The following is an 11,741-nucleotide window of genomic DNA, read 5'->3' on the forward strand; positions in this document are numbered from 1 at the left end:
CGGTAATGTTGAGTTGGATAACCCAATGCTCAACGACCGCTACCGCTATACCGAATCAACGAGAATGATGCATAGAGTGCTCCGAGCCGATATCGACCCCAAATTTACGATTCATGGGCATATAGAAATCGCGTACTTCCATGTACTTTTTTCCGAAATATTCGGGCAAAAGGAGACGCGCATTCAAAAGTTCAGTCATGTCATCAACAAACGGGAAAAAACCATATTCCTCTTGCGCCACTACATCACCAAACATTCTCGGCCCGGTAACCTCGAAGATTTTCGTCTCGTACTCTTTATAGGCTTGCCGTTCTATGTCTGTCGAACCTTCTCTTAAAAACGGACGATTATTGTTAAACCACGACTCGTTGGCTTTGAACCGCTGATATGACTCCTCCAGAATCTTGTCAAATAATGGATTGTCTGCATGGCTTGCGAAATTACTTGTATTGAACCCATTGAAATCCGCTCCCTCATAAGTAATGGGCGAGTTCATCAATAGATCACTTGGTGTGGCTTTCAGCGTGACATCCCCCACGTTGAAGGTCAGCGTGTCATCCGTATCCAGGTATATTCCACCGTGCTTCTTTATCAGTGCAACGCGCATCACATCCGATGAAGCCGCTAAATTTTGCCCTTGACCTGATCTAAAATACTGATACATCTCTCCATATTTACTTGCCGTTAGCTCTCGAAAAGCTTCATCCTCTTTCAGATCATGCACCTCCAGCCCACCCACTTTGTGATCCAGAGCAGATTTTATTTTCTGAAACGCACTCCCGCTGTTTGCATCCACGTGAACGACAGACTTGTAACCCGGGCTTTTCCTGGCGTTCTCAATAATGTTCTGGATTAAATGCTCCGGCATTTCATTGCCAGCCCAAAAATAATGAATGACTTTGGGCACTTCTGTCGTACCGGACGGCAGCGACGGCAACCGTGGTAACTTAAGCGTTTTATTTATAACTGATGGAGGTACGTTCTTATTCCCTTCGATCGCTTCGGTTTTAGTACCACCTAACCATCTTCCTCGGCCATTACGCCAATAGAATATATCATTCACTTGACCATCTTCGTTGAGCCCACGCCAGAGGCGTGCCTCAACGTCATAAGTGACTTTAGTACCGTACTGCCCGACAAAAACCATGTAGTCCTGAGAAAACATTCGCTGCACGTCGTCCATGGGGACCGTGAACTCATCGAGGATAACGGGAGGCGTAGTAGGCCCCATTGGGTAGCCGATATGCCCATTGACTCGTCGTGGGGGATTGAAGAATGGACGCTCCTGTTCAGCCACTTGAGTGGGCGCCTGGGCTGCGGCGTCAACCCCTGCTGTAACGCCCCCGTTGGCCATTCTCTCTGTCATCGCTTTCGCCAGCGGCGCCCCCGCATGGGTGACCAAGGGCGGTATCGCGTTCAGTACTCCAAATACAATCCGGTCAGAACCCGTGGCCTTTCCTTTGACGGCATCATCAATACCGATACCTGTTTGAGTGGCTCCGGCTGCCATGAAAAAAACATCCAAGCCTATCGCTACTTCCGGCATGACCAATGCCAGAGGCGTCATGAACATGGCAACCTTCGTGGCCTCTTCCACACCTTGCAAGACTTTGTTCTTGGTGTAGTCACCATCGCTGACGATCGCGTTTTCTGCATCCGAATAAGACCGCGCCTTTTGCCGGACCTTGACCGCTTCAAAAGGATCTCTGCGCAAAGGCTCAACCGAGATAAAGCGATCGGGCACCCAGCCGTTGATCCTTGCAAGGAAGCCGTTGCCAGATACTTGCGCATTGGACCAATGTGCCATCCCGTCCAAGGATTGACGCACACCGTCTGCCAACAGCTTTTGGGCTTGGTCCTTGAGGGAAAAATGCGTCAGCAGTGATTCAAGTTTCACAGGATCAGTGGCTTGCTTGGCCAGCCAGATATTCATTTGCTGTGGGTTATCGAAACGATGTATCGGCGAGGAGTTACCAGGGATGTAAAGCAAGGTCAGCTGGGTTTTGCGATCGGTCACACACATCAAGTCGGTTGACTGCAGGCCATTGATGCTCAGCAACCCGATATCCAGGTTCGGATCCTTGACGGCAGGTGCTGAAAAGTCCTGAACCGTCAGCTCGGACCATTGCTTTTGCGCAACAGGCCCCAACGCCCTCTGGGCGAGTGCCGCCTCGACTGGGCCAAGCGTGCCTTCCAAGCGCTGTAGGTTGATCGCTTTAACAAAGGATATTTTACTCAATGAAGCATAGGAACTACTGTGCTTGTCCCAAAACCCGTCAAGGGTGTTCTTGTAAAGTTTGGTTCGGTCTGTATCCCAGACCAAGGCTTTGAAGTCTTCAACAGGAATGGACACTTGAGTGTCTGCACTATACAGCGCAGAACTTGGGGAACTCGGCTCTCGGTAAATAGCTTGTCGACTGTGTGCTTCCTGCACCCAACCGTCAACTTTATTGTAAATATAAACTGCCGGCGAAAAATACTTGGCAATCTTTACAAACCAGCCCTCATTATCCTCAATCGTTACATCTTGTCTGTTTTTCAACGCCGCTTGTGTCAGCGTTATTTTTTCCACAACATCTTTATCATCTTTACCGTTATCTTTAAACGTAACCAGATACGTTTTATCAGGATCAACGTCGACGCCCCAATGTTGCTTTATTTTCGCCGACAGTATCGTCGAAATTTCTTTCTCGGGAGAAATGTAGTCAAAAGAGTGTGTGCTGATATAAGCATCTATTTCAGGGTTTGGTTTCAACACCGGCGCCCCGGCCTTTGGCGCTTTACTCTCTCGATAATCAGCGCGACTTAATGATTTTTTGGGACGCGGATGCTGCACACCCAGCCTATCAGGCCGCGAATAAATCCTTGCAGTGGGGGTTTCTTCGAGCTGAGGGGGAGTTAATTGTGGGTTAACAAATGCACTTACCGAATGAATAGGAAAGCGTACGCTCATGCAACTTCTCCATTAGTTAAATTTCTCCATGCGCCGACTAGAGTAATCATACTGTTGTGAATTGCACGCCCAGAAATATTCAAATACGTGAAAATTCTTTTCCTCTATAAACACTGTAACCACAAAATAAAAAAAGGCCGCACCCTGCCAAGGAAACGGCCTAAAAAACGTGTCGCGGCGGATGAAACTAACGTGCGGTAATCACCGACAATTTGGTAATCCCCGCACGTTCAATCGACGCCATGGCGCGTGCCACTTCGCCGTAGTTCACTCCATCGTCAGCCTGCAATTGCACCCGCACATCGGGGTCCTTGGCCTTGGCCGCCTGCAGGTTGAATTCCAGCAGGTCCGGCTGGATTTCGTCCTTGTTGATAAACAGTTTTCCCGCGCCGTCGATGCTCACCACCAGCGGGTCTTTCTGCTCGACAGGCGCCACGGTCTGGGTCTTGGGCAGGTTGATCGGGATCGAGTTGGTCAACAGCGGAGCGGTGACGATAAACACCACCAGCAGCACCAGCATCACATCCACCAGGGGCGTGACGTTGATCTCGCTCAGCACCTCATCACTGTCTTGCGTGGAGAAGGCCATGTCAGGACGCCTCCTTCACTTTTTGCGGGCTGGCGGCGCTGGCTTTGGTCAGTGTCGGGTGCAACAGCACGCGGAATGAGTTCTTCTGCGCCAGGCTGTAGAAGTCGTGGGCAAAGTCATCCAGGTCTGCCGCTGTCAGCTTCAGGCGGCGCAGGAAATAGTTGTAGACAAGCACCGCAGGCACCGCGACGGCGATCCCCACACCGGTCGCGACCAACGCCGCACCAATCGGCCCCGCCACGGTTTCCAGGCTGGCGGACCCGGCGGCGCTGATCCCCTTCAGCGCTTCCATGATGCCCCACACGGTGCCAAACAGGCCGATGAACGGCGAGGTGCTGCCGATACTGGCGACCACAGCCAGGCCGGTCTCCAGGGAGCGGCGCTCGCGCACGATTTGCTGGCGCAGGGCGCGTTCGAGGCGGTCCTGATGATTGATCGCCTGGCTTAGATCCGCAGCGTGAGGGGTATCGCCCACCTGGATTGCGGCATAGCCGGCCTGGGCCACACGCGCGGCGGCGCCGGGCTGGGTTTCGGCGAGTTCGGCGGCTGAATCGAGGCTCGATGCCGCCCAGAACTGTTTGTGAAACTTGCGATCCTGGGCCTTGAGGCGACCGAACTGCACGCCCTTGAGCAAGGCCAGGCCCCAGGTGGCGACCGAAAAGATCACCAGCAGCCAGATCACCGCGCTTTCGATGGATTCAAGTGGAGACGCTAATGCCATGATGTTTTCCCTCTTTTGCAGGTCGCGGCGTGTGCACACCGCGGCCGAATAATTAATGAATCTTGAAGTCGATCGGTACGCTGACCCAGCCGTCCTGGGCCACATCCCCCTGCTTGGCCGGTACGAAGCTCCAGCGCTTTACGGCGGCCAGTGCGGCGTCATCGAGCTGCTGGCGCCCGCTGCTTTTCTGCACCTGAATCTCACCCGGTTTACCGCTGGCCAGCACATGCACCCTTAACAACACCGTGCCTTCCCAACCGCGTCGCTGAGCCAGTGACGGGTACTCCGGTGCCGGGTTTTTCAGGTACGCGGCGTTGGCCGAAGCCGGCGTCACCGGCGCTGGCGCTCGCGCCGCAGGTGCGGGCGGAGCAGGTGGGGCTGGCGTCGGTGGCGCAGGCGGCTGCTCGACGGCTTTGGGGGCCGGCTTGGGCTCAGGTTTCGGCGCGGGCTTGGGCTTGGGTTTCACAATAGGTTTGGGCGGCGCCGGCTTGGCCGCCAACTCATCCACCACCGGCGGTGGCTCGACCACAGGCGACGGCGGTGGTGGCGGTACAGGCGGTGGCGGTTCAACCACCGGCGGCGCCGGCTGGGAAAATTCGATGGTCATCGGCGGAATTTCCGGCGGCACAATCGGCAGCACCGGCGTGGGTTTCTGGCTCACCCAATAGATCACAGCGCCGTGCAGCGCCAACACCAGCAACCCGAGCAAAATCCCTTCGCGGCGGCTGGAAAAACGCTTCGGGGTCTTCTGCAGGCGCAATTGCCCCAACGGCGCGCGATGCGGCCGGCCAAGGTCGACCAACTCACCACTCGGTGCCTGGCGCCATTGCGCCTCGGGTGCACTGGCGGCGGTCTGGACATTGCCCATTGATTCACTCCCTACGGTTTTGAAAAACCGACGGGCCAGCGTGCAGCCCCGTCGAGGGCTGAATCATCGGGGCCAGACACTTATCTCTTAAAGTAATCTTTAAAGTTATATATAGAACAAAAACGCATAAATGAAACAACCGCTGACGTCAAAGCCACGTGACTCGGGGCCTGGCGCCAGACCCTTGTTTTTCAATGCTTTAAAGGCATACAAAATATTCAGCAAAGGTATGGCTCAGTGCGGGTTTCCACTGCACAACGCCAGCAATTCTCCCAACAAACTCTGGCCCGCTGCGCCCAAACCACTGCGGCCATACAGGGCCAATCGCACACCATGAACAGGCGGCAGGCCACTCTCTGGGCCGAGTATGCAATGGCCCGGTTGCAACACCCGCTCCGGCAACAGGCTGATGCCCAAGCCTGCCGCCACCGCTGAACACACGCTGGCCAGGCTGGCGCTGGAGTAGCCGATGCGCCAACGCCAGCCGGCCCGCTCAAGATGGTGAAGCATGTCGTTGCGGTACAAGCCGCCCACCGGGAAAGCCACCAGCGGCAGCGGATCGCGGCCCAGCGCTGGGGTGCTCAGGCTGTCGACCCAATACAAGGGCTCCGGCCACGACGCCACACAGTCGTCGCTGTCGCCCATCTGCTTGACCAGCAACACATCGAACTCACCGCCCCGGTACTGGCGCTGCAATTCAGGGCCCAGACCGCTGGTGACTTCCAGCCGCACCCGTGGATACGCCACGACAAACGCTGAAAGCAGCGGCATCAGGCGCTCGGCGGCAAAGTCCTCCGGCACGCCAAGGCGTAACACACCGTCGCTCTGCTGGTTGATCAGCACGTCAGCGGCTTCTTCGTGCAGTGCGAGAATGCGGCGCGCATACGCGAGCAGACGCTCACCCTCGGCGGTAGCCACCACGCGGCGCTGGTCGCGGTCCAGTAACTGACAAGCCACTGCGTCTTCCAGCCGGCGGATCTGCTGGCTGACAGTGGACTGGGTCAAATGCAGGCGCTCGGCGGCGCGGGTGAAATTGCCGCAGTCCACCACGGCGACAAAACTGCGCAACAACACGGGATCGAACAACGTCATCACCATTGCGTTTGCCACTGATTGGCATGTTTATATTTAATTTCAGCATACCCCGGTGGCTGACCATACTTCACCTTTCATCGCGCCCGGGGGGGCTTGTATGACCAACGATCAACCACACCTGCAACGCGCTATCGCCTTGGCCCGCGCCAACGTTGCCCAAGGCGGCCGACCCTTCGGCGCGGTGCTGACGCGCAACGGTGAAGTGCTGGTGGAAGCCGTGAATGAGATCCACCTGACCCAGGACCCTACCGCCCACGCCGAGCTGCTGGCGATCCGCGCAGCGAGCCGGCTGCTGGGTGCACGCCTGGACGGCTGCGTGATCTACGCCAGCGGCCAGCCTTGCCCGATGTGCCTGAGCGCCATGTACCTGTGCGGTGTAGAACGGGTGGTGTTTGCCGCCAGCAACGAAATGGCCGAGCCGTTCGGCCTCTCGACCGCAGCCATTAGCCAACAGGTCGGCTTGCCCATCGGCGCGCAACGCCTGCCCATCCAGCACCTGCCCGACAGCGCAATGACTGCGCTGTATCACCAGTGGAAAGCTCTGCATGACCCTGAATAAATCCCTTGCCGGCTGGGGCCTGCTGGTGGTGCTCGGCCTGAACCTGCGCCCCATCCTCAGCTCCATCAGCCCGTTGCTCGGCGAGATTCGCCAGGCCACCGGGCTGAGCTTCCAGAGCAGCGCCCTGCTCACCAGCCTGCCGGTGATCTGCATGGGGTTGGTGGCACTGGTCGGCGTGCGCGTGGAGGCTCGCTTGGGCGAACGTCGCGGCATCGCCTTGGGCTTGTTGATGATTTTGCTGGCGTGCCTGGCGCGCTGGTTGATGGGCCAGGCTTCGGCGCTGTTGGTTACCGCACTGCTCGGCGGCGCGGGCGTGGCGCTGATCCAGGCGCTGGTGCCGGCGATGATCAAGCGCGAATTTCATCACCGCGTGCCGGTGGCGATGGGCGTGTATTCGGCCTCGCTGATGGCCGGGGGTGGGCTGGCGGCGCTGCTTAGCCCTGTGGTGGCCATGCATTTCCAGCAATGGCAGGCAGGCCTGGGGGTGTGGTTGTTGCCGGCGCTGGGGGCATTGCTGCTATGGGCCTGGCTGCCGCTGGGTGCCGCGCGAAACCCACAACAGGCACCTGCGTTCAAAGGGTTGCGCAACCGGCGCGCCTGGCTGCTGGCGCTGTATTTCGGCCTGGTCAATTGTGGCTACATGAGCATGGTCGCGTGGCTGCCCGCCTACTATCAGCAACTGGGCTGGGGCGTGTTGCCCAGCGGCTCGTTGCTGGCGTTCATGACCATCTTCCAGGTGATCGCCGCATTGCTGATGCCAGTGCTGGCACAACGCGGCATTGACCGGCGCCCACTGCTCAGCATCAGCCTGCTGGCGCAAACCGTCGGCTACCTCGGCCTGCTGATGGCGCCACAGCAATTCCCGCACCTGTGGGTAGCGCTGATCGGCTTCGGCCTGGGCGCATGTTTCGCCCTGAGCCTGCTGCTGACCCTCGACCACCATCGCGATCCACGCCAAGCCGGGCAACTGGCAGCATTCGTGCAAGGCGTAGGCTTTCTGATCAATGCACTTTCGCCGTGGCTGACCGGCGCGCTGCGCGAGCTCACCGGCAACTTTGTCAGCGCCTGGGTGGTGCTGACGGTGACCGTGGTGGCGATGCTGCTGGTGACGCGGGTGTTCAGCCCGGCCACCTATCGCACTGACTTAGAAGTCGTAGCGCCCAGTCACGCCTAGGGTGCGCGGCGTGCCCAACAGGCCCTCGTAACCGCCGTTACCGCCGGTCCACAGGGTGGTGTAGTAGGTTTTGTCGAAGGCGTTTTTCAGCCACAGCGACACGTCCCACTGCCCCTGCTCATAGTCACCGCGCAGGCCGGTGGACAGGTTGACCACCGCATACGCCGGGATCTGCCCGTAGTCGGAATCTTCCACCGTGCCCACCGCCTTGGAACGGAACGCGTAGCTGGCGGTTACGTAGGGTTCCAAACCGTTAGCCAGGTTCCATTTGTATTCGCCGTTGGCATTGGCGATCCACTTGGACGCGCCCACCACTTGATGGCCCGTGAGGTCGCAGGACGCCGGAGCACCAGGGCGCAGGCTGGTTTCCGGCGGGCACGGTGCATCCTTGTACGACAGGTAGCTCACGTCGTTGAACGAGCCGTTGATATTCAGGGTCAGGCCCTTGATCGGCACCAGGGTGCTTTCCACTTCCACGCCTCGCGAGCGCACGGAACCGGCGTTGGTCAGGTATTGCACGCGGTTGTCCTGGTCGTAGGCGTTGGTCTGGTAGCCGTTGACCTGGGTCCAGAACAGGTTGGCGTTGAGTTGCAGGCGGCGGTCCCACAACGTGCTCTTGAAACCCAGCTCGGCGTTGTTGGCGCGCTCGGTGCCGATCAGTAACGAGTCGGCCCCGGCCGTGGGCGCAGACCCTACCGCCAGGTTGACCCCGCCAGACTTCTCGCCATGGGACAGCGTCGCGTAGCCCAGCAGGTTGTCATTGAAGTGATAACTGAGGTTGAGCAGCCCCGATGGGGTGGCGCTGTACTGCGTCAGGTCGCCCGAGTCATACGCCCCGGTGCGCCCCCGCCGTGCAGTGGCCCCCGCACCGCTCACCGCAGCACCGCCCAGCGGCGCATTGCGCGTGACCCAGGCGCTTTTTTCTTCGTAGGTGCCGCGCAGGCCGGCGGTGAAATCCAGGCGCTCGGTGAGGTGCCAGGTGCCTTGGGCGAACAGGGCAAAACTGTCGGTGCGGATATGCCCGTTGCCGACGCTGCTCACATTGCTCAAAGCGCCGTTCGGCGTGCCGTTCCAGATATCGGCCTTGGGGCCGTAATAAGCGAAGGATTTGTTGTCCAGGTCGGAGCCGAAGTAATAGGCGCCGAGCACGTAATCGAAGAAGCCGCCGGTAGGCGATGCCAGGCGAAACTCCTGGGACCACTGCTTATCTTCCACTGAGACCCCGGCGTTATACGACGCCGGTACGTTGAGGCCGTCATCATTGCGTGGGGTGAAATTCCACCAGCGATAGGCACTCACCGACGTCAGGGTGAAGTCACTAGGCAGCGTCCAGTTGGCCTCCAGCGAGGTACCACCCTGGAACACGGTGACATGCTGGTCGTTGTCCAGGTTGACCTTGCGATGGGTGCCATCCACCAGGGTCGCCCCCGCTGCGTTGGCCCGGGATTGATACAGGTTGGTGCCATTGATGGTCGGCCCGGTGCTGTACAGCACGCGGGTGCCGGCGCTGGAATCCTCTTCGTTGTAATCACCGATCCAGCGCAGGTTGAACGCCTCGTTGGGCTTGTACAACAGTTGCCCGCGAAAGCCCTGGCGCGAACCGCCGTTAAGCTCATGGCCGTCGTGCTCGTTCTTGATGTCGCCGTCGCTGCGGGTGCGATAGGCCGAGAAACGCCCCGCCAGGTCCTCGGTGAGTGGGCCGGAGATCGTGCCCTTGGTCTGGAAATAACCGTCCTCGCCCAGAGAGGTTTCGATGCTGCGCTCCGGGGTAAAGCTCGGTGCGCGGGTGCTGATGTTGATGACCCCGGCGGTGGTGTTCTTGCCGAACAACGTCCCTTGCGGGCCACGCAGTACTTCAAGCTGCTCGATGTCCATCAGGTCGAACACCGCCATGCCCGGGCGCCCGAGATAGACGTTGTCGATGTACAACCCCACGCTGCCTTCCAGGCCATCGCTGGCCGGGTTGTTGCCCAGGCCGCGAATCGACACGCTGGACTGGCGCGCGTGCATGTAGGCGACGTTGACGCTGGGCACCAGTTGCTGCAAATCCTGGATGCGGTACACCCGCTGGGTTTCCAGCGCCTGGCCGCCGACCACGCTCATGGGCGTTGGCACGGCCTGGGCACTTTCGGTACGCCGCCGGGCCGTCACGGTGACGGTTTCCAGTTGGCCACTGGCGCTTTCGCCCTTGCCGGCAGGCGCGGGTGTTTCAGCGGCCTGGGAAGGCGACCAACTGCTGCTACCGGCCACCAGCATCGCCAGCGGCAAGGACTTGAACAGACTCATAAGCGGCTCCAGAACCCGGAGATATCCGTCGCCAGATATTCCTAAAGGTTATTTATTTATGTTTTTACGAACATTTACTGCATAAGAGATAGCATTTATAAGGAGTCGACCTAATGCATAGCCAATGCATTTCCCGGATATTTTTGATGTGAAAAATGCATATCGATTTGCGCCAGCTTCGCCACTTCATCGCCCTCGCCGAGCAACGCAGTTTTGTCGCGGCAGCCTTGGCCGTGAACCTGTCGCAGTCGGCGTTCAGTCGCAGCATCCAGGCCCTTGAACACAGCGCCGGCTGCCAGCTGGTAGACCGTGGCCGCAAGGACCTGGCGCCCACCAAGCAAGGTCAGGTACTGCTCGAACATGCCCGGCGCCTGGTCAGCGGCGCCCAGCAATTGGCCAACGAGATCAGCCAGTTCAACGGCCTGGAAGCCGGCGAGCTGCGCTTCGGCTGCGGCCCGGCCCCGGCAGGTGGGTTGATCCCGCGCGCCATCGGCAGTTTTATCGGGCGCTACCCCAAGGCCCGCGTGCAGTTCCAGGTGGATGACTGGCAAAGCCTGGGCAAACGCCTGCTCAGCGAAGAGTTCGAATTCTTCGTCGCCGACACTCGCCACTTCGAAGCCAACCCCGACTACCACACCCACCGCCTGCGCGCCCGTCGCTGGTATTTCTGCTGCCGCGCCGGCCACCCCCTGGCCGGCCGCGAAAGCATCCGCGCCGATGAACTGATGAGTTATCCGCTGGCGGTCACCATTCGCCCGCCGAACCTGCGCAAGGTCATCGCCGACCTCAGCGGCCGGCCCGATTACCAACCCAATGTGGAGTGCGAAAACGGCTATAGCCTGATGGGCGTGGTGCTGCGCTCGGATGCCATCGGCATCGTCAGCGCCAACAGCGATGTGCTGCACATGGCGCGGGGCGAGCTGGTGTGTTTGAAGATCGATGGCCTGGATGAAAACCTGGAGGAGCGTTACACCCGCTACGGGATTGTCAGCCGTGCGGGGTATCGATTGTCGCCGTTGGCGGAGGCGATGATTGAGCAGATCAAGGAGATTGATGAGAGGGACGAGGATGCTTATGCGTTGGAAAATATTGCGGTCTGAGTCAGTGGTGAACGGAGGCCCGCCACCTCCTATGGGAAGACCAGACTCACATAGCCTTTCTCTCCATATTTCCCAACACGCCGGGGTTCAGTGTCGTTATCCCCAAAACCCATCATGGCAGCTACGCGTTTGCCGAACCGGACACCGCGCTGTGTGACTTGGTCATCGCAGCCAAGAAGACGGCGCAGCTTTTGGACGAAGCGCTAAAAGGTGTGGCTAGAACGGGCATGATTCTGGAGGGTTACGGCGTCGATCATCTGCACGCCAAATTATTCCCGATGCACGGGACCGGGGAAGACGATAAAGAGCTGGCAGAGCTGGCTGCTCACATCAGGTCCTTCGCCGAGTAAGCCCGCTCCCACAGGCTGATCGTGGGGCGTCAGGTAGATGAGTGTC

The 11,741-nt window shown here is 58.9% G+C and carries 9 protein-coding genes and 1 pseudogene; 4 read left to right on the plus strand and 6 right to left on the minus strand.

Going from position 1 to position 11,741, the window contains the following annotated elements:
• Positions 1-55: 55 nt before the first annotated feature.
• The 5 genes from JH25_RS13935 to JH25_RS13915 form a co-directional block, all read right to left on the minus strand.
• Positions 56-2,953: a glycosyltransferase family 32 protein gene (locus JH25_RS13935; protein WP_164699524.1), complete on the minus strand. Its 2,898-nt coding sequence runs from the start codon at positions 2,951-2,953 to the stop codon at positions 56-58.
• A 187-nt stretch (positions 2,954-3,140) separates the two neighbouring features.
• Positions 3,141-3,542: an ExbD/TolR family protein gene (locus JH25_RS13930; RefSeq protein ID WP_032878441.1), complete on the minus strand. Its 402-nt coding sequence runs from the start codon at positions 3,540-3,542 to the stop codon at positions 3,141-3,143.
• A 1-nt stretch (position 3,543) separates the two neighbouring features.
• A complete protein-coding gene (locus JH25_RS13925) occupies positions 3,544-4,266 on the minus strand; it encodes a MotA/TolQ/ExbB proton channel family protein (protein ID WP_103734064.1) in 723 nt (240 codons plus the stop codon).
• Positions 4,267-4,315: 49 nt separating this feature from the next.
• Positions 4,316-5,131: an energy transducer TonB gene (locus JH25_RS13920; protein WP_032878443.1), complete on the minus strand. Its 816-nt coding sequence runs from the start codon at positions 5,129-5,131 to the stop codon at positions 4,316-4,318.
• Positions 5,132-5,365: 234 nt separating this feature from the next.
• Complete coding sequence (locus JH25_RS13915) at positions 5,366-6,217, minus strand: LysR family transcriptional regulator (RefSeq protein ID WP_032881155.1); 852 nt, start codon at positions 6,215-6,217, stop codon at positions 5,366-5,368.
• 106 nt (positions 6,218-6,323) lie between these two features.
• On the opposite strand from JH25_RS13915, the gene JH25_RS13910 reads away from it, so the two are divergent.
• Entirely contained in the window at positions 6,324-6,785 is a 462-nt protein-coding gene (locus JH25_RS13910) for a nucleoside deaminase (protein WP_032878444.1), read from the plus strand.
• Positions 6,772-7,959 (plus strand): CynX/NimT family MFS transporter, encoded by a 1,188-nt coding sequence (locus JH25_RS13905; protein ID WP_032878445.1) that lies wholly within the window; start codon positions 6,772-6,774, stop codon positions 7,957-7,959. The genes JH25_RS13910 and JH25_RS13905 overlap by 14 nt, the downstream gene beginning before the upstream one ends.
• Here JH25_RS13905 and JH25_RS13900 read toward each other — a convergent pair.
• Positions 7,930-10,245 carry a TonB-dependent receptor gene (locus JH25_RS13900; RefSeq protein ID WP_032878446.1) on the minus strand — a complete coding sequence of 772 codons (2,316 nt, stop codon included), beginning with the start codon at positions 10,243-10,245 and terminating at the stop codon, positions 7,930-7,932. The genes JH25_RS13905 and JH25_RS13900 overlap by 30 nt on opposite strands.
• Before the next feature lie 155 nt (positions 10,246-10,400).
• Between JH25_RS13900 and JH25_RS13895 the strand changes: the two genes are divergently transcribed.
• A complete protein-coding gene (locus JH25_RS13895) occupies positions 10,401-11,345 on the plus strand; it encodes a LysR family transcriptional regulator (protein ID WP_032878447.1) in 945 nt (314 codons plus the stop codon).
• Between the two features lie 11 nt (positions 11,346-11,356).
• A pseudogene (locus JH25_RS0127170) lies at positions 11,357-11,695 on the plus strand (HIT family protein); the annotation flags it as partial.
• Positions 11,696-11,741 lie beyond the last annotated feature (46 nt).

The organism is Pseudomonas sp. BRG-100 (genome assembly GCF_000737955.1).
In the GTDB taxonomy this organism is placed as follows: Bacteria; Pseudomonadota; Gammaproteobacteria; order Pseudomonadales; family Pseudomonadaceae; genus Aquipseudomonas; species Aquipseudomonas synxantha_A.

Excerpts from the sequence above, each read along its gene's own strand:
- JH25_RS13900 (WP_032878446.1), bottom strand. The coding sequence starts at position 10,245 with ATGAGTCTGTTCAAGTCCTTGCCGCTGGCGATGCTGGTGGCCGGTAGC.
- JH25_RS13930 (WP_032878441.1), bottom strand. The coding sequence starts at position 3,542 with ATGGCCTTCTCCACGCAAGACAGTGATGAGGTGCTGAGCGAGATCAAC.
- JH25_RS13935 (WP_164699524.1), bottom strand. The coding sequence starts at position 2,953 with ATGAGCGTACGCTTTCCTATTCATTCGGTAAGTGCATTTGTTAACCCA.
- JH25_RS13905 (WP_032878445.1), top strand. The coding sequence starts at position 6,772 with ATGACCCTGAATAAATCCCTTGCCGGCTGGGGCCTGCTGGTGGTGCTC.
- JH25_RS13910 (WP_032878444.1), top strand. The coding sequence starts at position 6,324 with ATGACCAACGATCAACCACACCTGCAACGCGCTATCGCCTTGGCCCGC.
- JH25_RS13895 (WP_032878447.1), top strand. The coding sequence starts at position 10,401 with ATGCATATCGATTTGCGCCAGCTTCGCCACTTCATCGCCCTCGCCGAG.
- JH25_RS13920 (WP_032878443.1), bottom strand. The coding sequence starts at position 5,131 with ATGGGCAATGTCCAGACCGCCGCCAGTGCACCCGAGGCGCAATGGCGC.